General features: G+C 70.3%; 17 protein-coding genes and 2 pseudogenes. 11 read left to right on the forward strand and 8 right to left on the reverse strand.

Annotated features, from left to right (window positions below; genetic code table 11):
- Positions 1-132: 132 nt before the first annotated feature.
- Together AB0B33_RS33820 and AB0B33_RS33825 are read right to left on the reverse strand one after the other, a co-directional pair.
- Positions 133-771: an HNH endonuclease family protein gene (locus AB0B33_RS33820; RefSeq protein ID WP_247016774.1), complete on the reverse strand. Its 639-nt coding sequence runs from the start codon at positions 769-771 to the stop codon at positions 133-135.
- A gap of 140 nt (positions 772-911) precedes the next feature.
- Entirely contained in the window at positions 912-1,556 is a 645-nt protein-coding gene (locus AB0B33_RS33825) for a hypothetical protein (protein WP_360779748.1), read from the reverse strand.
- A gap of 112 nt (positions 1,557-1,668) precedes the next feature.
- On the opposite strand from AB0B33_RS33825, the gene AB0B33_RS33830 reads away from it, so the two are divergent.
- The gene (locus AB0B33_RS33830; protein ID WP_247016776.1) at positions 1,669-2,955 is read left to right on the forward strand and encodes an adenylosuccinate synthase; all 1,287 of its coding nucleotides are present in this window, start codon (positions 1,669-1,671) and stop codon (positions 2,953-2,955) included.
- Here AB0B33_RS33830 and AB0B33_RS33835 read toward each other — a convergent pair.
- Positions 2,952-3,449 (reverse strand): OsmC family protein, encoded by a 498-nt coding sequence (locus tag AB0B33_RS33835; RefSeq protein ID WP_360779324.1) that lies wholly within the window; start codon positions 3,447-3,449, stop codon positions 2,952-2,954. The two genes, AB0B33_RS33830 and AB0B33_RS33835, sit on opposite strands and share 4 nt — an antisense overlap.
- A gap of 120 nt (positions 3,450-3,569) precedes the next feature.
- On the opposite strand from AB0B33_RS33835, the gene AB0B33_RS33840 reads away from it, so the two are divergent.
- Positions 3,570-4,472, forward strand: coding sequence for a TIGR03564 family F420-dependent LLM class oxidoreductase (locus tag AB0B33_RS33840; RefSeq protein WP_360779328.1), 903 nt, complete (start codon positions 3,570-3,572; stop codon positions 4,470-4,472).
- On the opposite strand, the gene AB0B33_RS33845 is transcribed toward AB0B33_RS33840, so the two are convergent.
- Entirely contained in the window at positions 4,453-6,087 is a 1,635-nt protein-coding gene (locus AB0B33_RS33845) for a Na+/H+ antiporter (RefSeq protein WP_360779330.1), read from the reverse strand. The genes AB0B33_RS33840 and AB0B33_RS33845 overlap by 20 nt on opposite strands.
- Before the next feature lie 149 nt (positions 6,088-6,236).
- On the opposite strand from AB0B33_RS33845, the gene AB0B33_RS33850 reads away from it, so the two are divergent.
- Positions 6,237-7,472, forward strand: a complete 1,236-nt coding sequence (locus tag AB0B33_RS33850) for an aromatic acid/H+ symport family MFS transporter (RefSeq protein ID WP_360779333.1) — start codon at positions 6,237-6,239, stop codon at positions 7,470-7,472.
- Between the two features lie 68 nt (positions 7,473-7,540).
- Here the strand turns inward: AB0B33_RS33850 and AB0B33_RS33855 are convergent, their stop codons facing one another.
- From AB0B33_RS33855 to AB0B33_RS33865, 3 genes are all read right to left on the reverse strand, one after another.
- A complete protein-coding gene (locus tag AB0B33_RS33855; protein WP_360779336.1) occupies positions 7,541-9,082 on the reverse strand; it encodes an amino acid permease in 1,542 nt (513 codons plus the stop codon).
- Between the two features lie 70 nt (positions 9,083-9,152).
- On the reverse strand, positions 9,153-10,082 hold the full coding sequence (locus AB0B33_RS33860; protein ID WP_360779339.1) for a serine hydrolase domain-containing protein: 930 nt from the start codon (positions 10,080-10,082) through the stop codon (positions 9,153-9,155).
- A gap of 25 nt (positions 10,083-10,107) precedes the next feature.
- A complete protein-coding gene (locus AB0B33_RS33865) occupies positions 10,108-11,244 on the reverse strand; it encodes a glycerophosphodiester phosphodiesterase (RefSeq protein ID WP_360779342.1) in 1,137 nt (378 codons plus the stop codon).
- A gap of 443 nt (positions 11,245-11,687) precedes the next feature.
- Here AB0B33_RS33865 and purD point away from each other — a divergent pair, with 443 nt between their 5' ends.
- The 5 genes from purD (at position 11,688) to AB0B33_RS33890 (ending at position 16,413) form a co-directional block, all read left to right on the forward strand.
- A complete protein-coding gene (gene purD / locus AB0B33_RS33870; protein WP_360779345.1) occupies positions 11,688-12,962 on the forward strand; it encodes a phosphoribosylamine--glycine ligase in 1,275 nt (424 codons plus the stop codon).
- Between the two features lie 124 nt (positions 12,963-13,086).
- Positions 13,087-13,467 (forward strand): hypothetical protein, encoded by a 381-nt coding sequence (locus AB0B33_RS33875; protein ID WP_247016793.1) that lies wholly within the window; start codon positions 13,087-13,089, stop codon positions 13,465-13,467.
- Complete coding sequence (locus AB0B33_RS33880; protein WP_360779348.1) at positions 13,442-14,059, forward strand: DUF3558 domain-containing protein; 618 nt, start codon at positions 13,442-13,444, stop codon at positions 14,057-14,059. Before AB0B33_RS33875 ends, AB0B33_RS33880 begins: the two co-directional genes overlap by 26 nt.
- 9 nt (positions 14,060-14,068) lie before the next feature.
- Entirely contained in the window at positions 14,069-15,652 is a 1,584-nt protein-coding gene (locus AB0B33_RS33885) for a hypothetical protein (protein WP_360779351.1), read from the forward strand.
- Positions 15,653-15,654: 2 nt separating this feature from the next.
- The gene (locus AB0B33_RS33890) at positions 15,655-16,413 is read left to right on the forward strand and encodes an ESX secretion-associated protein EspG (RefSeq protein WP_247016800.1); all 759 of its coding nucleotides are present in this window, start codon (positions 15,655-15,657) and stop codon (positions 16,411-16,413) included.
- A 1-nt stretch (position 16,414) separates the two neighbouring features.
- Here AB0B33_RS33890 and AB0B33_RS33895 read toward each other — a convergent pair whose 3' ends face one another.
- Positions 16,415-18,313, reverse strand: coding sequence for a serine/threonine-protein kinase (locus AB0B33_RS33895; RefSeq protein WP_360779354.1), 1,899 nt, complete (start codon positions 18,311-18,313; stop codon positions 16,415-16,417).
- Between the two features lie 178 nt (positions 18,314-18,491).
- On the opposite strand from AB0B33_RS33895, the gene AB0B33_RS33900 reads away from it, so the two are divergent.
- The 3 genes and pseudogenes from AB0B33_RS33900 to AB0B33_RS33910 form a co-directional block, all read left to right on the forward strand.
- On the forward strand, positions 18,492-18,809 hold the full coding sequence (locus tag AB0B33_RS33900) for a hypothetical protein (protein WP_360779356.1): 318 nt from the start codon (positions 18,492-18,494) through the stop codon (positions 18,807-18,809).
- A gap of 46 nt (positions 18,810-18,855) precedes the next feature.
- Positions 18,856-19,107 (forward strand): annotated as a pseudogene (locus AB0B33_RS33905) (WXG100 family type VII secretion target); the annotation flags it as partial.
- A gap of 1,770 nt (positions 19,108-20,877) precedes the next feature.
- A pseudogene (locus tag AB0B33_RS33910) lies at positions 20,878-21,093 on the forward strand (transglycosylase SLT domain-containing protein); the annotation flags it as partial.
- Between the last annotated feature and the right edge of the window lie 10 nt (positions 21,094-21,103).

The raw sequence follows: 21,103 nt of genomic DNA on the forward strand, positions 1-21,103 counted from the left end.
GGACACCGGACGGCCTCCAGCGGGAGTGGTTGCGTCTTCAACCGGCGACGCTAATCTCGCGCTGGAGGCCGTCCCAGCAGGCGAACCGCGGTCCCATTCCCTGGCACCACGGGGATTCGCCCTTGACAGCGATCAGCAGCGGCCGAGCATGTCCGTCAGCGCGCTCTTCTCCGCGGTGTTGATCGTCAGCTTGAACTTGTACTTCACCGCGACCCACATCTTCGCGTAGGTGCACCAGTACGACGTGAGCGGCGGCTTCCACTGGTCGGGCGACTTGTCGCCCTTCTCCTGGTTGACGTTGTCCGTCACGGCGATCAGCTGCGGGTCGGTGAGGTCGTTCGCGTACGCTTGGCGCTGCGCGGTGGTCCACGACGACGCGCCGGTGCGCCACGCGTCGGCCAGCGGCACGACGTGGTCGATGTCCACATCGGACGCGGCGGTCCAGGTCTCGCCGTCGTACGGGCTGAACCAGCTGCCGGACGTCGCCGCGCAGTCGGAGCCGGTGACCACGTTCGTGCCGTCGCGCTTCAGCACCACTTCGCGGGTGTTGCAGCTGTTGCCCTGGTCGATCCAGTGCGGGAACTTGTCCCGGCTGTAGCCGGTCTGCGAACCGTCGGCCTTGACCGTGAGGGACGCGAGCTCGGACTTCGCCGTGGTCGCCGAGGGGATGCCCGGCGGGGTGGCTTCCGCGACGCTGACCAGCGTCCCGGAGAGCACGGCGGTGGCCGCGAGAATGGTGAACGAATGACGAACAGCACGCCTGGTTGGCATTTTGCTGCCTCCGTGTCAGGTGCGGGGACAGCTAACCCTGATACACGGGAGTGGCGAGTGCAACACGTATAGGTGACATGTTGCTGTCCGTCGGTGAACACACTGTGGCCACAAGCTCACCCGACCGTGAAAATAGCAGGTCAGACGGCCCCGCGGACCAGGCGAAGGTCTTCCGTGTGCCGGTACCAGGTCCACTTGTTCACCGCGCGCTCGAAGACGACGTCGTCGCGCACCGGCCGGGTCGGGATGCAGCCGATCTGGAAGGCCCGCGAGTACAGCGTGGCCGGCCGCTTGAAGAGGGTGCCCTTCACCACGCGGACCGCCATGCCCGGGCCGTCCGGGTCCGGCGTCACCTCGATCGACGCGGCCGGCCCGCGCAGCGCCACCTGCTCGTCGGCGTAGGCCACCCCGCGGACCAGCCGCAGCAGCCCGCGCCCGACGAGCACGCCGCCGACGTCGTCGCGGATCAGCGGCACCGGGTCGACTTCGCCGCGCAGCGCCAGCGCGAGGGCCTGCAGCGGTGTCTTCGGCAGTCCCCAGAGCGCGGCGACCGACGAGGCCGGGTCCGCGGGGACGAACCCGACCGACACGCCGGAGAGCGCGTCCTTGCGGAGCAGCCGGAGCACGACGGCGGCGAGGTCGGCGTCCGTGCCCGACACCACCAGGTGATCGTGTTCGCCCAGCAAGGGGTCGATTTCCGCCTTGCCGGGGCGACCCGGGACGCGGATCGACTCGACGTCGTCGACTTCTTCGAAGCCCGCCGCGCCGTCACCACAGGCCACCACGATTCCGCGCACCCGCAGGTCCTCCGTTAAAGTCATGCACCGGCATTTCGTCAGCGCCACCGGTGTCCGTCCGGGACACTTAACCTCAGTCGTCGAACACCTGGAGTGTCACATGCCGGCCATCGTGCTCATCGGTGCCCAATGGGGAGACGAAGGCAAGGGCAAGGCCACCGACCTGATGGGGGACCGCGTCCAGTGGGTCGTCCGGTACCAGGGCGGCAACAACGCCGGTCACACGGTCGTCCTGCCGAACGGTGAGAACTTCGCCCTGCACCTGATCCCGTCCGGCATCCTCACCCCCGGCGTGACCAACGTCATCGGCAACGGCGTGGTGGTCGACCCGGGTGTGCTGCTCGATGAGCTCTCCGGCCTCGAAGCGCGGGACGTGGACACGTCCAAGCTGCTGATTTCGGCCGACGCGCACTTGATCATGCCGTACCACGTGGCCATCGACAAGGTCACCGAGCGGTACCTCGGCAGCCGCAAGATCGGCACCACCGGCCGCGGCATCGGCCCGTGCTACCAGGACAAGATCGCCCGCGTCGGCGTCCGCGTGCAGGACCTGCTCGACGAGAAGATCTTCCGCCAGAAGGTCGAAGCGGCGCTGGAGTTCAAGAACCAGGTGCTGGTGAAGGTCTACAACCGCAAGGCCCTCGACGCCGATCAGGTCGCCGACGAGGTGCTCGCGGCGGGCGAGAAGTTCTCGCACCGCATCGCCGACACGCGGCTGCAGCTCAACCAGGCCCTCGAGCGCGGCGAAACCGTGCTGCTGGAGGGTTCGCAGGGCACGCTGCTCGACGTCGACCACGGCACCTACCCGTTCGTGACGTCGTCGAACCCGACGTCCGGCGGCGCGAGCGCGGGTTCGGGCATCGGCCCGGGCCGGATCACCACGGTGCTCGGCATCCTCAAGGCCTACACCACCCGCGTCGGCTCGGGCCCGTTCCCGACCGAGCTGCACGACGAGTCCGGCGAGTACCTCCGCAAGCAGGGCGGCGAGTTCGGCGTCACCACCGGCCGCTCACGCCGCACCGGCTGGTTCGACGCGGTGATCGCGCGGTACGCGGTCCGCGTCAACGGCATCACCGACTACTTCCTCACCAAGCTGGACGTGTTGTCCGGCCTGGAGAAGGTGCCGGTGTGCGTGGGTTACGAGGTCGACGGCTTCCGCACGCAGGACATGCCGATGACGCAGACCGACGTGCACCACGCGATCCCGATCTACGAAGAGCTCCCGGGCTGGTTCGAGGACATCTCGGCGTGCCGCACGTTCGAGGAGCTGCCGGCGAACGCGCGCGCGTACGTCGAGCGCCTGGAAGAGCTGTCGGGCGCCCGGATCTCGGCGATCGGCGTCGGCCCGGGCCGCGAGCAGACCATCGTCCGGCACGAATTCGTCTAGGTCAGCTTCGTCGTCACCGGCGTCTCGTTGCGGAACAGGTCGAGCACCGGGCAGTGCTCGTCGACCTCGCGCTTGAGGTCTTCGTAGCGCTCCCGGCTCGCCGGGCCTTCCAGCTCGACCGACACCCGGACGTCCCCGAACCCGGGGCGGGTGTTGAAGGCGAACCCGAAGAAGCCGTGCAGGTCGAGGTCGCCGTCGACGGTGACCTTGATCGAGTCGATGGGGATCCCGCGCTTCGCCGCCCAGAACTGGTAGGTGACGACCTGGCACGACCCGAGCGCGGCGAGCGCGTACTCGACGGGGTTGGCGGCCTGGTCCGTCCCGCCGAGCGCGGGCGGCTCGTCGACGGTGAAGGCGTGGTCCCGCACCTTGACCTCGACCTCGGTCCTGGTACCGGGCTTGAGGGTGTGGTCGACGCTGAAGGAAACGGCGGCGTTGTGCGGATCGGCGTCGACGGCCTTGCGGGTGCCTTCGATGACTTCGGTCAGCGACATGGGGCTCTCCTGAAGATCGTGAGGGATGTGCCACAGGGTGGGCGAATCCCGGCGGGCCCGCTCGGGTTCTCAAGTCCTGGGAAGCCGGAAATGAGTGGCGCCGCTCGCTAGCTTGGGACCATGACCATCGGAGTCACGCTGCCGGCCGGTGACACCGGATCCGCCGCGAACCTCGTCGACGAGCTCCTCGCCCAGACCCGTCAAGCCGCCGATGCCGGGCTGAAGTCCGTCTGGTTTTCGCAGCTGCCGCTGAGCCAGGACGCCATCACCGTCGCCGCGCTCGCGGGGCGCGAAGTCCCCGGTATCGAGGTCGGGACGTCCGTCGTGCCCACCTACCCGCGGCACCCGCTGCTGGTCGCGAGCGCGGCGCAGACCGCGCAGGCCGCCACCGGGGGCCGGTTCACGCTCGGGATCGGGCTCGGGTCGAAGGGGTTCCTCGGGCCCGTCTACGGCGTCGAGTACCCGCCGCCGATCCGGCACCTGCGCGAGTACCTCACCGTGCTGCGGCAGGTCTTCGACGGCGAAACCGTCGACTTCCGCGGCGAGACGCTCGAAGCGCACCCGCCCGGACCGTCCACTGTGGGCGGTGACGTGCGGATCGTCGTCGCCGCGATGGGGCCGCAGGCGCTGCGCGTCACCGGTGAACTCGCCGACGGGACGCTGCCGTTCCTCGCCGGGCCGAGAGCGCTTTCCGAGCAGATCGTGCCGCACCTGCCCGCGGGCAAGCGGATCCTCGCGGCCGTGCCGGCGATCGTCACCGACGAACCCGACGCCGTGCGCGCGCTGGCCTACGAGCAGATGTCCTTCTACGGCCAGATCCCGTCCTACCAGCGGATCCTGGCCGCGGAAGGCGTCGAGCACGCGGCCGAGCTGGCGATCATCGGGGACGAGAAGACCGTCCTCGAAGGACTCCGGCGCTACTACGACGCCGGCGCGACCGACGTCCTCGTCTCGCAGACCGGCATCCGCTCCGCCGAAGAGCGGCTGCGGACGTGGGAAGTGATCAGCTCAGCCGGTTCGTGAGGGTCGCCGACACCGAAAGCTCCTCCAGGTCGAGCTCCCGCAGCACCCGCCGCAGGACCTCGTCGTCGAGCCGCCCGGCGCGGTTCTCCTCGATCATCGCCTTGCGCTGGGTGATCAGGAGCTCGCGCCGGGCCTTCGCGAACTGGGCCTGCGGGCTGCCGGACCGGTCTTCGCCGGACAGCGTGATCGCGGCCTTGGCGAAGCGGTAGCGCGTGTCGATCAGCCGCTGGAGCCGCTCCTTCAGCCGGTCGACCTTCTCCTGGGGCAGGTCCAGCGAAGCCAGCCGCTCGTGGCTGATTTCGCGCAGCCGGTCCTGCGCCGCCTTCTTCGCGACCTCGCGCGCGGCGAGTTCTTCGGCCTCGTCCCGCGACGCCTCCGCCGGGTCCTCCACCTTCAGCAGCCGGATCAGCGGCGGCAGCGTCAGCCCCTGGATCAGCACCGTCCCGATCGCCACGGTGAACGCGAACAGCTGGATCTCCTCGCGGCCCGGGGTCGCGGCCGGGACGCCGGCCGCCGCGGCGAGCGTGACCACGCCGCGCATGCCGGTCCACGAAACGACCGCCAGCGTCCGCCACGACGGCGTCGCGCGGTCCCGGCCGAAGAGCCGGACGGTCTGCGGCAGGTACGCGGAAACGAACACCGCCGGCACCCGCACGAACATCGTCACCCCGAGCACGATCACCGCGACCAGCGCGAGCGTCCCGTTGTCGCGGGCCGCGTGCTGCGCGCCTTCGAGCACGAACGGCAGCTGCAGCCCCATCAGCGCGAACACCAGCGCTTCCAGCAGGACGTCGATGGAGGCCCAGACGGATCTGTCCTGCATGCGCGTCGCGGGGGACGCGTACAGCGCGCGATGGCCCAGGAGCAGGCCCGCCGCGACGACGGCGAGCACGCCGGAGCCGCTGAAGTCTTCGCTGAAGGGGTGCAGGTGCTCGGCGGTGACGTACGCGGCGAACGGCACGATGATGCCGAACGCCGACTCCATCAGCGGGTCGTCGAGCTGGCGGCGGATCAGCACGACGAGCGCGCCGATCGCCAGGCCGACCCCGATGCCCAGCACGGTCGCGACGCCGAACACCGCGAACCCGTGCCCGGCCGAACCCGCGGTGCCCGCGACGGCGGCGAGCGCGACCTTGTACAGCGTCAGCGCGGCGGCGTCGTTGACCAGGCTCTCGCCGGTCAGCACGGTCATCACCCGCCGCGGCAGGCCGAGCTTGCGCCCGATCGCGACCGCGGTCACCGCGTCCGGCGGCGCCACGACCGCGCCCAGGACCAGCGCGGAGGCGAAGGGCACGTCCGGCAGCAGCAGGTGCACGACGACGGCGACGACCACGGCGGTCAGGGCCACCAGCACCACGCCGAGCGCGACGATCGGCCGCAGCGCCCGCTTGAAGTGCGTCAGCGAGCTTTCCAGCGACGTCGAGTAGAGCAACGGCGGCAGCACGACGGTGAGCACCAGTTCCGGTTCGAGCTCGAACCGCGGCACGCCGGGGATCAGCGCGATCCCGAGCGCGACGACGACCACCAGCAGTGGCGCGGACAGGTTGTAGCGCCGGGCGAGGGCGGTCAGCGCGAGGGAGCCCGCGAGCACGGCCATCAGCGTCAGGATCTCCACGCGCGTGATCTTCCCGCAGGTGAGAGCCCTGCGCTCGGCTTCCGTCCAATGGAAGTGACCTGGCTTACGCCGCACCCGCTATGCATACTTGTGCGCACTACGCACACTTGTGCGGATCACGTGCACCGACGCACATCCGGAGGTTCTCCATGTCCCCTGGCACTCGCTCCTGGGTCGTGCCCCTGGCCTGGACCGCCGTCCTGCTCGACGGGTTCGACCTGGTCGTGCTCGGCACCGTGCTGCCCGTGCTGCTCCGCGACCACGTCTGGGGCCTGACGCCCGGCACGGCGTCGGTCGTGTCGACGGTCGGGCTGGCCGGGATGATGCTGGGCGGGCTGGCGATCGGCACGATCACCGACGTCATCGGGCGCCGGAAGTCCCTGATCATCTCCGTGACGCTGTTCTCCCTTTGCACGCTGCTCTGCGCGTTCGCGCCATCGACGTTCGTCTTCGCCCTGCTGCGGTTCGTCGCCGGGCTGGGCCTCGGCGGCTGCCTGCCGACGGCGATCACGCTGGTCACGGAGTACGCGCGCCGGGGCAGGGCCGGCAGCGCGACGACCACGGTGATGACCGGCTACCACGTCGGCGCGGTGCTGACGGCGCTGCTGGGCATCGTGCTCATCTCGCCGCTGGGCTGGCGCGCGATGTTCGTCGCCGGCGCGATCCCCGCCGTGGTGCTGATCCCGCTGATGCTGAAGTTCCTGCCGGAGTCCGAGTCGTTCCAGCGGGTCCGCGAGACCGAGCGGTCGGCCGGGCACGCCGTCGCCGGCCTGTTCCGCGGCGGCCTGCTGCGCGCGACGATCGCGTTCTGGGTGACGTCGTTCATGGGCCTGCTGCTGGTGTACGGGCTCAACACGTGGCTGCCGGAGATCATGCGCCAGGCCGGTTACCCGCTCGGTGCGGCGCTGAGCCTGTTGCTGACGCTGAACGTCGGCGGCATCGCCGGGCTGCTCGTGGCGGGCCGGGTCGCCGACCGCGTCGGCATCCGCCCGTCGGCCATCGTCTGGTTCTGCTTCGGCGCGGTGTTCCTGGCGCTGCTGAGCGTCAAGCTGCCGGCCGTCGGGCTGTACGCGGCGGTGTTCCTGACCGGCTGCTTCGTGTTCAGCGCCCAGGTGCTGGTGTACGCGTACATCGGCCGCGTCTACCCGGACGCGATCCGCGCGACCGGCCTCGGCTGGTCCGCCGGCATCGGCCGCATCGGCGCGATCTCGGGCCCGCTCCTCGGCGGCGCCCTGCTGACGGCCGGAATCGCGTACCCGTGGGGCTTCTACGCGTTCGCCGGCGTCGGCGCACTGGGCGCGGCCGCGGTCACGGTGGTCCGCCCCGGCCGCCAGTCCCCGGCGCCCGACCCCGTCCCCGCCCCGGAAAGCCACGCGACTCCCTGAGTGTGCCGCGCGGGTCGTGAGTGAGGGTTAGAACACTGTTCCTCACTCACGACCACTTGCGCCGAACGTCAGCCGAGCTCCTTCAGTTCCTGTTCCACCGCCGCGAGTTCGGCTTCCGAACCCTGGACCTTCGGGCCGGTGAACCACTTCCGGGCCGAGAGCACCCACCACAGCGCCGCGCCGCCGAGCACCACCAGGAACGCGATCGGCGTGTAGTTGAACGAGTCCACCGTCACCGGCGACGCCTGCGGCAGCATGAACAGGATGAAGATCAGCACGACCCACGTCGTCGCGATGATGCCGACCGGCTTGCCCCAGCGACCGAGGTGCCACGGCCCGCGCTCGAATTCGTCACCCTGACGCACGCGAAGGAACACCGGAATCACATACGCGACGTAAAGGCCGACGACGGCGATCGACGTCACCGCGCTGTAGGCCGTGTAGCTCCACAGGTACGGCAGGGCCAGGACCAGCGCGCCGCCTGCCGCGAGCCAGACCGCGTTCGTCGGCGTCTGCGTGCGCTTGTTGATCTTGTGCCAGAAGCCCGACCCGGGGATCGCGCCGTCGCGGGCGAACGCGTAGATCATCCGCGAATTTGCCGTGACCGAGGCCATCCCGCAGAACAGCTGAGCCCCGATGCAGATCAGCAGCAGGAATTTGCCGGTGACAGCGCCGGTCGCGTCGATGAAGATCTGCGCGGGCGGGACGCCGGTGGTCGAGCCGACCTCGCCCGCGTAGTCCTGGATCGCGAACGTCAGGCCGATCAGCAGGATCCAGCCCGCGACCAGCGAGACGACGATCGACATCACGATGCCGCGCGGCCCGGCCGTCGCCGCGCTCTTCGTTTCCTCGGTCATGTGCGCCGAGGCGTCGTAGCCGGTCAGCGTGTACTGCGCGACCAGTAGCCCGAGCGCGAAGACGTAGAAGGTCGAGCCCCAGCCTGTTTGGTTCACGAAACTGCCGAAGACGAATGACGCGTCCTGGTGCTTGGCGGGCACGAAGACCAGTACGCCGACGATCACCAAGACGCCGATGAGGTGCCACCACACGCTGACGTTGTTGAGGATCGCGACGATCCGAACGCCGAAGGTGTTCAGCAGGCCGTGGACCACGAGGATGATCGCGAGCAGCAGGATTGTGTGGCCCGGCGTCGCGGTGAAGCCCCACTGCAGGTCGAGGAAGGCGTTGAGGAACAGCGCCGCGCCGAAGTCGATGCCCGCGGTGACGGCGATCTGACCGATGAGGTTGAACCAGCCGGTGAACCACGACCAGGCGGCGCCGTTCTTGCGCGCCAGCCGTGCCGCCCAGTAGTAGAGGCCGCCCGCGGTCGGGTAGCTGGAGCAGACCTCGGCCATGCCGAGGCCGACCAGGATGACGAACACCCCGACCAGTGGCCAGCCCCAGATCATCGCGGCCGGGCCGCCGGTCTTCATGCCGAAGCCGTAGAGCGTCAGGCAGCCGGAGAGGATCGAAATGATCGTGAAGGAGACGGCGAAGTTCGAGAACGCCGACATCGTCCGTTTGAGCTCCTGCGCGTACCCCAGCTGGTGCAGGCGGGCGCTGTCTTCGTCAGCGTGGTCGGGAGTGGTCTGCTGGTCGGAAACGTCCATCGGGCACCTCTTGAAAGGTATGCGGCCAGACCATTGAATTCGCCGAAGGTAGCCCCGCCACCAGGGGGTGTCAAGCCTTCGTCAAGAACTCGTCCAGCTGCCTGAGCAGGGGCCCGCCACCTCGGTGGTCGTTCGAGATCAGGGTCGCGGTGACGCCGGACGACGGCTGGTGCAGGCTCACGAACGTGACGCCGTGGTCGCCGCCCTCCAGCCGGACGACGCCGGGCCGCGGCAGCCGGAAGCCGAGCCCGTAGCCGGCTCCGCGCAGCATCCGGTCCACCCACTCGCCCGGGACGAGCCTGCCGTCGAGGAACGCGGGCCAGAACTTCCGGAAGTCCGGCGCTGAGCTGTAGATCCCGCCGTCGCCGAAGCCGACGACCGGCAGGCTGAACACGTTGGTGCGGCCGTCTTCCAGGTACCCGGTGGCCGTCCGGGCGGGCAGCGCGTCCGAGCGGAGGAATGCCGTGTCCGCCATCCCGGCGGGCTCGGTCACGCGGGTCCGGACGAGGTCGGCGAAAGGTACGCCCGCGACCCGTTCGGCGATCAGGGCCAGGACCGCGAAGGCTCCGTTGTGGTAGTGGAAGCGTTCGCCCGGCGGGAACTGCTGCGGGTAGCCGTCGAGGGCGGCGAGGTAGTCGGCCGACGTGACGAGTCCCGGCGGTGTCTCGGGCGGGTTTTCGTCATCGCAGTAGTCGCCGATGCCCGAAGTGTGCGTCAGGAGGTGCTCGACGGTCACGCGGTCGTCGATCAGCGGCAGGTCGTCGCCGAGGACGGCACGCGCTCTCGTCGACAGTTCGAGGCGGCCCTCGGCGATCAGGCCGACGACGACCAGCGCGGTGAAACCCTTGGTACCGCTGGCGATCGCGAACCGCGTGTCGACGGTGTTCTCGACACCGTTGGCGCGGTGCGCGTAGCCGGACGCCTCGGCGAGCAGCGTCTCGTCGCCGCGGTTGACCAGCACCACACCGGAAAAGGGCGCTTCCACGGACTCAGCGTCCACGGAAGCGCCCTTCGCGGCAACGCGATTACCGGCCCAGGAAGGCGTGCAGCGACTCGAGCGCGGTGTCCGGCTGGTCGGCGAAGAAGCCGTCGACGCCGGCCTGGAGGAACGCCGCCTCCTCGGTGAAGACGTCACCGTAGGCGTCCGGCTCGGCCGAGGAGCGCAGGTTCGCCGGCAGGAACGGGTTCTCGTTCCGGAACGTGTACGGCTGCACCTTCAGGCCCGCCTTGTGCGCGTCGGCGACGAGAGCGGTCGGCTTGGTCAGGTTCCCGGCGGCGTCCAGCGGGATGATCTGCCCCTTCTCCGGCCCGAGGTACTTCGCGTACTTCGAGATGTCACGCAGCCCCTGCGGCGTCACGAGGTCCGCGTACGTCCGCTTGTCGCCCTTCGCGACGAAGTCCGCCGGAGCGCCGGTGGCCGAGGTCAGCTGCAGCAGCGGCGTGCGGACCTGCTTGTGCAGCGCGATCAGGTTCGACACCTCGAACGACTGGATGATCGCCGGCGCGTCCGGCCGGTCGAGGCCGTTGCGCTTGAGGATCGACACCAGCTTCGGCTCGGTCGGGTTGCCGATGGACTGGAAGAACGTCGAGTGCTTGACCTCGGGGTAGGTGCCCAGCGTCCGGTGCAGTTCCCGGCCGAGCCGCTTGGTCAGGTCGAGCACCTCCTGGAAGGTGGCGATCTGGTAGCGGCCGTTGTACAGCGTGTTGTGCGGGCGGTTGGCCGGGATCCGCTCGACCGCGCGCAGCGTCTTCAGCTCGGCGAGGGTGAAGTCCTGGGTGAACCACCCGGTCGTGCTGACCCCGTCGAGCACGACGGTCTTCTTCCGGTTCGCGAACTCGGGGTGCTTCGCGACGTCGGTGGTCCCGCCGATCTCGGGCTCGTGCCGCGCGACGAGCTGGCCGTCCTTGGTGGGCACGAGATCGACGTCGACCCAGTCGACGCCCATCCGGTAGGCGAGCTCGTACGAGGCGAGCGTGTGCTCCGGCCGGTACCCGGGCGCGCCGCGGTGTCCGATGATCACGGGGTCATCGTGGCCCCGCCCGTGCGCGGCCGCATCGGCGGACCCGGCTTCGGATGCGTTGGCCGACCCGACGGCCAGTCCGGTGACGCTCAGCAACGCCAGTCCGGCGAGCGCCAGCACACCGACACGTTTGCGCTTCATCTGGTGACCTCTTTTCACACAGGGTTGACCCTGACTACTCGCGCCACCCTCGATGCCGCAAGCGTCGCGCGGGGGTATCCGGGCAAAAGCGGCGGTGAACTACGCGTGGACTCCTGCTCGCGACGGTGTGGTCCGCGGCACGGCTGGGGGCGCTCGACCCCGCGGCGGGTGGCCGGACCACTGCCGGGCGGGGCTGCCGGCGCGGGCCCACGTCAACTGGTCGTCGCGGACTGCCCGCCACCTCCGGTTCCCGCGGCCGGAGCGCCGCCCGCCCGTGGTGTCCGGCGGCCGGAGCGCCGCCCCCCCGCTTTCTTTGCAGCGGTCACCTCGATTCAGCAGCACCCTCCGCCACCTCCCGTCACCCAGGGCGGCACGGCCCTCACCCGCGGTGCCCGGGGGCGGCGAAATGTCCGGCGCGAACCCGGCCGGATACGCTGTGCCGCGTGCGCGTACTGGTAATCGGCTCCGGCGCTCGTGAGCACGCCCTCGTCCTCGCGGCTTCCGGCGACCCCACCGTCACGGCGCTGGCCTGCGCTCCCGGCAACGCCGGGACCGCCGCGGTGGCCGAGCAGCTCGGCGTCGAAGCGGCCGATCCCGAGGCGGTCGCCGGGCTCGCGAAGAGCTGGCAGGCCGACCTCGTCGTGGTCGGGCCCGAGGTCCCGCTCGTCGCCGGCGTCGCCGACGCCGTCCGGAAGGTGGGCATCGCCTGCTTCGGGCCGTCGGCCGCGGCGGCTCGCATCGAAGGCTCGAAGGCGTTCGCGAAGGACGTCATGGCCGCGGCGAACGTGCCGACCGCGCGCAGCGAGGTGGTCGACAACCCGGCCCGCCTCGACGCCGCGCTCGCCCGCTTCGGCCCGACCTGGGTGGTCAAGGACGACGGGCTCGCCGCCGGCAAGGGCGTCGTCGTCACGACCGACTACGACGTCGCGCGCAAGCACGCGATCATGCTCCTCGACGGCGGCCACCCGGTGCTCTTGGAGTCCTTTTTGGACGGTCCGGAAGCGTCGCTGTTCTGCTTCGTCGACGGCACCACCGTCGTGCCGCTGCTGCCCGCGCAGGACTTCAAACGCGTCGGCGACGACGACGCGGGCCCGAACACCGGCGGCATGGGCGCGTACGCGCCGCTGCCCTGGGCGCCCGAGAACCTGGTCGACGACCTGGTCGAGAAGGTCGTCCAGCCGGTCGCGGACGAGCTGGTGAACCGCGGTGCGCCGTTCTCCGGCCTGCTCTACGCCGGGCTCGCGCTGACCTCCGACGGGCCGCAGGTCATCGAGTTCAACTGCCGCTTCGGCGACCCGGAAACCCAGGTCGTGCTGGCGCTGCTGCGCACCCCGATCGCCGGGCTGATGCACGCCACCGCCACCGGCAAGCTCGCCGAGCACCCGCCGCTGGAGTGGGCGGGCGGCACCGCGGTCACCGTCGTGGTCGCCGCCGACGGCTACCCCGGCAAGCCGCGCACCGGCGACATCATCACCGGCGCCGAGCTGGAAGGCGTGCTGCACGCCGGCACGCGCCGCCGCGACGACGGCGCCGTCGTCTCCTCCGGTGGCCGGGTGCTGTCGGTCGTCGGCACCGGCAAGACGCTCAAGTCGGCCCGCAAGCACGCGTACGAAACCGTCGAAAAGGTGCACCTCGCCGGGTCGCACCACCGCACGGACATCGCGCTGAAGGCGGCGAACGGCGAGATCGGCGCTCCGGCCGCGAAGCAGCGCGCCTGATTTCACGGGACCGGGGAACCGGCCGGGCACGAACTTCGTCCAAACCCGGGCTGCTGCCACACTTGCGTTGGTAGCCTCGACGAGGAGCCGGCCGGTCACTGTCCGTATGACGTCAGGGGAGAGCATGTCAGGACCCTCGTACGACCTGAGCCCGGCCGTCCCGGTGGCGCCGGCCGTGGCGGACGTCCTGGTCCGCCCGGACAAGCTGCTCGACGTCGCCCGGATCGTCGAAGAGCAGGCCAACGCGCTCGAAGACCAGCTGATCACCCGCCTGGACCAGCTGCGGGTCGACGCGCCCTCGGCGGACGTCGTCAGCACGCAGTCGATCGAAGCGTGGAACCACCTGATCGCCGACGGCGACCGGTCCTACGCCGGCCAGGTCCGCGAGTACGTCGCGGGCCTCAAGCGCCTGGTGTCGCAGCTGCGCGCCGCCGCGAAGGACTACAAGGTCAGCGACGAGGAAAAGGCGGCGGTGTTCGGTGACCGCGGCAAGCACGGTGCGTAACAGCGCGGTGCTGATCACCGGCGGCGTGCTCGCGACAGCGGCGCTCGCCGGCTGCTCCGCGGACAAGGACGGCACCCCGTACCCGATCGAGACGGCCGCCACCGCGGCGTCGCAGAGCGCGAAGGCCGCCCAGCTGCCCCAGCGCCCGGCCGACCTGCCGATGCAGGGCGTCGACGTCTGCGACCTGTTCCCGCAGGTGCAGCTCGACGCGATGAAGATCAGCAGCACGCCCCGGCAGGCCGACAGCGCCGACGGGCCGGTCTGCGTGCTCGACGCCGACCGCGAGGAGCCGTTCCACGGCTACCAGGTGGGCTCGGTGACCGCGGACCTCGCCGAGTGGATCACCGGCGCCCGCCGCAAGAACAGCATGACCACCGAACCGAAGGCCATCGCCGGCTACCCGGCGCTGACGAGCTACCGCGCGGCCGCCGACCCGGCCGACTGCAGCACCCTCGTCGGCGTCGCGAAGGGCCGGACGCTGACCATCCGGACGTTCCCCATCACCCGCGGCAAGCTCACCCAGCCGCAGCTGTGCGAGATGTCGGTGCACGCCGCCGACCTGGCGCTGCAGTCCTTGAAGTCACGCAACTAGGGAGGGCGCGTGGAATTCTCCGAGCTCGCGGCCGGGATCCGGAACCACCGGTTCGACGGCTGGACCAACACCGCGATCGCCGACCAGATCACGCGGATGATCACCGGCGACGGCACCGGCAGCATCGGCACCGCCGTCGACGCGCTGAAGGCCGTCGCGACCGCGCTCGCCCACACCGACCAGACGTTGCGCGCGCAGCTGCTGAAGCTCGGCGTCGAGTGGCAGAGCCAGGCCGGGGGCGCGGCCGGCCAGGTGCTGACCGAGCAGGCCGGGTTCTCCCAGGACGCCACCACGAAGGTCGCGCACGCCGCGGAAATGGTCTTCGCGCAGGGCGAGTCCTTCAACCGCACCAAGTACAAGCTCCCGGACGCCGAGACGGTCCGGAAGGGCGCGGGCGGCTACACGCTGACCGACGGGCTGCTGCTGTCCCTCATCGGGTTCGAGACCGACCACGCCCGGCAGGTCGAGGCGGCGAACAACGCCAAGGAGCAGGCGCAGCAGGCGCTGAACGAGTACGCGCAGGAGAGCGGCACGAACCTGCTCTCGACGCAGTCGCTGTCCGACCCCGAGTCGCTGAAGCTGGCCGCTCCGGGGGTCACGCCCGGCGTGCTCGACGTCGCCGGCGCGGCGGTCGCGGTGACGCCGGACGGCGGCGTGCGGCCCGCGTCGGACAAGGTCCGGTCGGTGCACGTCGACCCGCCGGTGGTGCAGCCGGTGGCGCACCAGGTGCACGCCGACGCGCCGACCCCGGTCTACGGCGTCGCGGCGCAGCAGCAACAGCCGTCCCGGCCCGTCGGGTCGTCGCGGCAGACCGGCTCGGTGACCGCGCCCGCCGCGCAGCACACGACGCCGAGTTCGACGACGACGCCGTCGGGCGTGAAGCCCCCGACGTCGACGCCCGGGCCCGGCTGGGTCACCACCCCGGGCCGCGGCACGTCCGGCGGCGACTCCACCCACTTTTCGCCCGGCCTGGCCGTCGGCGGCGCGGGCGAGCAGTTCGTCCCGCCGGGCGCGCCCGGCTCCCTGCCGCCCGGCTCGAACCCGGCGACGGCGCCGATCAAGTCCCTCGGGGGCGGCGGTGGCACGTCCACCGGCTCCGGCTCCGGCGCCGTCGACAGCTCGCTCAGCCGTGGCCCCGACGGCCTGCTGGCCAAGGGCCGCACGGTCGGCTCGATGCCGCAGGCCCCGCTCGCGCCGGGCCAGTACACGGCCGAACGCGGCTTCGTGGCGAAGCCGGGCGCGACCCCGGGCGAAATCGGCGCGGGCGCGGCGGCGGTCGGCGCGGGTGCCGCCGGTGGCGCGCTCAGCGGCGACAAGGAACGCCAGCGGCGCGAGAAGGGCCAGCCGAAGGGCCCGGTGCGGCCGCTGCCGGTCGGCGAACTGCCCGAGGAGGAAGCCGTCGCGCTGCGGAAGTCCGAGCAGATCAGCCCGAAGCAGCAGCGCGGCGAGGCGCGGTTCCTGTCGGAGGCGGCCCCGCAGGAGGAGGACGCCGAGCACGTCCGCCGCTTCGGCGTCGACGACCAGGACCTGTTCGCCGACCAGCGGATGGTTTCCCCCGACGTGATCGGCGACCACGGCTCGGACGGTCGCTGACCGTGTCCTTGGTGCTGTCCGCGTCGGAGTTCGACGTGCTCTGGGAGTCGTTCGAACTGCCTCGGCGGCACGTCGCGATCGACGTGCCGAGCGGGGGAACCACCCGCACCGAGCGGTCGGCGCTGGTGGAGTCGGCGTGGGCGTCGCTGAGCGAGCGGCGCCTGGCCCGCAACCGCCGGGCGTCCGGCGAGCTGGCCGACCTGCTCCACCTGCTGGCCCGCCCCCAGTTCGGCGTCGACGTCTGGGTGTGGGCCGAACGTGAGATCCGCGGCCGCGCGGTCAGCCACCGCAGCCAGGCGGTGCTGGCGGTGGTGGACAACGCGGAGGTGTGGCTGATCCCGGCCACGGAGGACGCCCTCGCGGAGGCGGCGGTCTCGGTGGCGGGCGACCTGGCCCCGGGCATCGGCCAGACGGTGAGCATCCCGTACCCGACGCTGAAGGCCGCGGACGCGGCCGCCAAGGGCGACCCGAAGGCACTGGTGACGGCGCTGGAGGACCGCGGCGTGCCACTGTTCCAGGCCCAGGAGCTCTCGGGCATGCTGCTCGGCCAGGAGGCGAGAGGCCAGTTCGGCGCGGAGCGCGTGGGCCGCGACGGCGTGGTCCACCGCGCGAACCGGGTGGTGGCCTTCTTCGACACGGACTCCGGCCGCTACCTGTTCCAGGTGGAGACCGACCGCGAAGGCCGCGAGTGGGCGACGGTGACCCCGGCGGACAACGCGCTGCTCGCGACGAGGATCCGGGAACTGGTGGCGGAGGCCTGAGCTAGCTTCCCGGCGGGAGCTTCGCCAGTACCCGGCGCGCGTACTGCTCGGCATTGGCGCACAGTTCTTCGTTGCTCAGCTTCTTGTCGAAGTTGGTGTAGGTGAGCTGGACATCCTCGGTGCTCGCGTCGTCGATCCTGTGGTGCGCCCAGGTGATCTCGCAGACCGGCCCGTACTGGGTGGGCAAGGTCGCCTCGGCGACCGTGGCTCCGTCCAGGTCGCGCTGCTCGCCTTTGCCCGGCTCGCTCGGCGCGGACAGCAAGCTGACGGAATACACCCCGAGATCCTTCTGCCCAGACCACAAGCACTCGTGCAGGCCTTGGACGTTGAAGCTGAACTTGTTCGGGTTTCCCGGCGGTACCGGTGGTGAATCGGTCGTGGCGCACAGGTCGGAGGAAAGCGCGGAGCCGGCGGTCAGTGGGTAGCGCGCGTCGGTGCCGTACCGGATCTGCGGGACCAGGACGTTCATCGCTTCGGTCGGGGTGGCGCAGGGATCACCGGTCTCCCGACCCGACGAGGCGGTCATCGCGAAGCCCTGGCTGTACGGGTTCGCGATCGAGACGACGCAGTAGATGCCGTCGACCTTCGCGAAACCACTGAGCCCACCGATCGATATCGGCGTGCCTTTTGGCTCCGAGAGCATTTCGTACAGATTGACGACCAGCGTAGTGCTCGCGGTTTTGTCCGGTCCGTCGCCGAACGAGAAATCGCATCGTTCGAAGTGGATGCGCTTGCCGTCCGCTTGCTCCATCGGCCCAGTCGCGGGTAGGGAGTCTCGTTTGAAAAGCTTGCAGGGATCGATTTCGCGAAGGTCTTCCACGGTGAACGCGGCGGGGCGCGGGCGACCGGTGCCGGGACCCGCATCGCTGCCGGCGCGCTGATCCGCGGAGCTCAGCTTCACCGCGACCACGGTCGCCGCTCCCAGCACGATCGCCAAAGTCAGCGCTACCGCGGGCCATAGTCGCCTTCGCCGTTTTCCGGGTGTCGCCGGCGCCTCGGCCACCGGCGGTCGAGGTAGCGCCAAGACGCGGCCGACCTGCTCTTTCTGGACACCGATCAGCGCCTGTACCGCCGGCGGCCAGGGGGTGCTGCTCGGTGGGATCGGCCCCAGGTGGTCGAGGATCTGGGCCGGCGTCGGCCGCTGCGCCGGATCCTTCGCGAGGCACGGCTCGACCAGCCGTCGCAGCACCGGGGCGAGTGAACCGAGGTCCGGCCGCCTGTGGACGACGTTGTAGAGCACCTGCGGGGTCGACCCGCCGCCGAACGGGGCCTGGCCGGTGGCCGCCATGACCAAGAGGCCGCCCAGTGAGAAGACGTCACTCGCCGGCGTGACAGTCCGCCCGTCGGCCTGCTCCGGGGACATGAAGCCGGGTGAGCCGATGATCGAGCCGGTGTGCGTCAGCTCGGAGTCGCCCTCGGCGGCGCGGGCGATGCCGAAGTCGATGACCCGGGCGCCGTCGTCGGTGAGCAGCACGTTGCTCGGTTTGAGGTCGCGGTGGATCAAGCCGGCCCGGTGGATGTCGGTGAGCGCCGACGCCAGCCCGACCGCGAGGATCCGGATGGCCGCCAGTGGGAGGGGCCCCGCCGCCTCGACGGCTTCCTTCAGCGATGGCCCGGCGACGAACACCGAGGCCAGCCACGGCGTCGGGGCGTCCGGTTCCGCGTCCATGATCGCCGCCGTGTAAGCGCCCGAGACCATCCGGGACGCTTGGACCTCGCGGCGGAACCTGGATCGGAACCCGTCGTCGTGCGCGAAGCCCGGGTGCACCTGTTTGACCGCCACGAGCCTGCCGTCCGGGGACACCCCGAGCAGCACCCGTCCCATTCCGCCTTCGCCGAGCGCCGCGACCAGGCGGTACCGCCCGACATGTCGGGATTCGCCCGGGTTCAGTGGTTTCATGATCGCTTACCTCCCCGCCGGACATGCTACAAAGCGTGTCCGGGGGCCCGCTGGGGTGGAAGTTGGCGGAGATCCGTACGCGCGGCCCGGGTGAAGTCATAAAGTAAGCGCGGGAACCGTCCTGGTCATGGCGACGTCTGATCGGGCGGAGACAAGTTTCCGAAGGGGATGACGAACCGTGCCTGTCTACGACCCGGACTCGATGGCCATCGCGGCCCGCAACGTGGAGAAGCTGAAGGACGAGTTCGAGAAGTCGAAGAAGCATCTCACCGGGGTCGACGACGAGAAGGAAAGCCCCTTCGGCACGATGGGCGGTTCCCAGGACGTGCACGGCGCGGTCGGCGAGTTCAAGCACGGCGTGCACTCCGAATTCGACGCGGCTGGGAAGCTGATGGAGGCGACCGGTTTCATCTTGAAAAAGGCCGCGGGCCTGATCGCCGAAACCGATCAGGTCGGGGCGAGCGACCTCAAGCTGCACGAACACGGGAACCAGTGAGTGCGTGGACGGCCTCGTGGGGCCGGGATGACAAGGGGGCGGCACAGTGGCTGGGCTGATCGACTTTCCGCCGAACTGGCCGGACATCGAAGCCAAGAAGAAGCAGGTCGACGGCATCAAGCCGGAGTCGATCGAAAAGGCGGCCCAGCAGTTCAAGACCGCCGCGACGCAGGCCGGTGACCACGGCGCTGCCCTGAAGTCGGCTACGGACTCGCTCTCCGCCGGCGTCTGGAAAGGGCCGGCCGCCGACGCCTTCGTCGGCTACGTGAAGCAGATCACCACCGCGGGTGACAAGGTGCAGACGCACCTCACCGACGTCGGCAACGACCTCAGCGCGCTGTCGTCGCAGTTGAGCGACATCAAGGGCAAGGTCAACGACGCCTGCGAAACCGCGAAGACGGCGATCCAGAACCGCATCAACGCGGAGACCCCCAAGGCGCAGGCCGCGATGAATGCCGAGGCCGAACACGCGAGGGACGAGCACAAGCCCGCGCCGAGCCCGTCGTCGAAGGAGATCGTCGACAACGCCAACAAGGCGAACCTGAACGACGCCACCACCGCGCTCGGGAAGATCGACCCGCTGCTCTCGAGCGCGGACGACCTGGTCAAGAAGTCCCAGGCACTGATGAAGACCCAGATTGAGGGCGGCTATTCGAAGGTTCCACTGCCCAACAGCGACGGCACCGTCCCGCAGAGCACCGGCGGCATCCACAGCAACGGCTCCTCCCACCACAGCGGTGGTGGCGGTGGCGGTGGTGGCGGCGGAGGCGGTGGCGGTGGCGGTGGTGGCCTCGGCCCCAGCGGTGGCCCGCCCTCCTCGCCGCCCCCGGGCAACGTCCAGCAGTGGATCCAGGAAGCCATCAAGGCCCTGCAGGCCGCCGGGGTGCCGGTCACGGACGCCGACATCCCCAACATCTGGGCGATCATCCAGCACGAGTCGGGCGGGAATCCCAACGCCATCAACAACTGGGACTGCGTGCCGCTGGACACGCAGATCCTGACCAGGCGCGGCGTCCTGAAGCACGACGCGGTCGAGGTCGGCGACGAGACGATCGGCTTCAACCCGGCCACCGGGCGGAGCGAGTGGACGCGGATCACCCGGGTCGTCCACCACGAAGACGCCGAGCTGGTCCGGATGAGCAACTCCCGGTGGCAGGCGACCACGACGCCGAACCACCGCTGGCTCACCCTGCCGCGGGTCGCTGTCAGGCGTGCCGACCTGCCGGTGGTCTGCCCGGAATGCGGGTGGGAGCCGCGTGCGGTCGGGCAGCCGGAGAACGGCGTTGCGGTTCACCGGCGCAAGAAGCACGGCTTCGTGTCGCCGAAGCAGGAGAACCGGTACGAGTCCGAGACGCGGTTCGTGACCACGGGCGAGGTCCGCTCGCGCGACCGGATCCTCCTGACGGCGCCGGCCGCGACCGGCTCGTCGCTGGACATCAGTGAGCGGGAAGCGGCCATCCTCGGGTGGATCGCCGGTGACGGCCATATCGAGACCAGGCAGCACCGCCCGACCATGTCCATCGCGCAGTCGAAACCCGAAATGGTGGAGAAGCTCCGCCTGCTCCTCGACGGCGTGCCGCACGCGGTGTACGTCGACGACCGCGGTGGGTGCGGACCCCGGCACCAGTTCCGGCTGGACCACGACTACGCCCGGGACCTGCTGGACCGAGCGGGCAATCCGAAGTCCGACGCGGTCGCCCAGGTGCTGGCGATGTCCACCGGGCAGCGTGCGGCGTGGCTCGAAGCGATCATCGACGCCGAGGGCAGCCGATACATGCGGCCCGGTTACACCCGGCCGCAGGTGGTCGTCTACCAGGCGCCGGGTGCCGTGCTCGAGGCGATCGCGCTGGCCGGTTACCTGTCCGGATCGCGGCCCCGGGTGCTCCCGGTCGAACGAGCCGATCAGCCGGAAACCTGGCGCCGGGAATTCTCCGTGCACCTCAACAACCCGATCGTCACGGGAGCCTTCCTGCGGAAGGAAGCCGCCGGGCGGGCCGACGTGTGGTGCGTGACGACCGAACTGGGCACGTGGACTGCTCAGGAGGGTGATCACCTCTTCCTGACGGGCAACTCCAACGCCGCTGCCGGGCACCCGTCCAAGGGGCTCATGCAGTGCATCGACTCGACGTTCAACGCGCACAAGCTGCCCGGGCACGACAACATCTACAACCCGGTCGACAACATCATCGCGGGTGTCCGGTACTCCTACGACCGCTACGGCGGCCTCGGGAACGTGCCCGGCATCAAGGCCATGGCCCACGGCGGTGCCTACCAGGGCTACTAGAACTAGCCTG

The sequence above is a fragment of the Amycolatopsis sp. NPDC049159 genome, assembly GCF_040648295.1.
GTDB classification, from domain to species: domain Bacteria; phylum Actinomycetota; class Actinomycetes; order Mycobacteriales; family Pseudonocardiaceae; genus Amycolatopsis; species Amycolatopsis pretoriensis_A.

Bases quoted from the DNA above. Each gene is read 5' to 3' on its own strand.
- AB0B33_RS33820 (WP_247016774.1), bottom strand. From the start codon at position 771: ATGCCAACCAGGCGTGCTGTTCGTCATTCGTTCACCATTCTCGCGGCC.
- AB0B33_RS33830 (WP_247016776.1), top strand. From the start codon at position 1,669: ATGCCGGCCATCGTGCTCATCGGTGCCCAATGGGGAGACGAAGGCAAG.
- AB0B33_RS33835 (WP_360779324.1), bottom strand. From the start codon at position 3,449: ATGTCGCTGACCGAAGTCATCGAAGGCACCCGCAAGGCCGTCGACGCC.
- AB0B33_RS33840 (WP_360779328.1), top strand. From the start codon at position 3,570: ATGACCATCGGAGTCACGCTGCCGGCCGGTGACACCGGATCCGCCGCG.
- AB0B33_RS33850 (WP_360779333.1), top strand. From the start codon at position 6,237: ATGTCCCCTGGCACTCGCTCCTGGGTCGTGCCCCTGGCCTGGACCGCC.
- AB0B33_RS33855 (WP_360779336.1), bottom strand. From the start codon at position 9,082: ATGGACGTTTCCGACCAGCAGACCACTCCCGACCACGCTGACGAAGAC.
- AB0B33_RS33865 (WP_360779342.1), bottom strand. From the start codon at position 11,244: ATGAAGCGCAAACGTGTCGGTGTGCTGGCGCTCGCCGGACTGGCGTTG.
- AB0B33_RS33875 (WP_247016793.1), top strand. From the start codon at position 13,087: ATGTCAGGACCCTCGTACGACCTGAGCCCGGCCGTCCCGGTGGCGCCG.
- AB0B33_RS33895 (WP_360779354.1), bottom strand. From the start codon at position 18,313: ATGAAACCACTGAACCCGGGCGAATCCCGACATGTCGGGCGGTACCGC.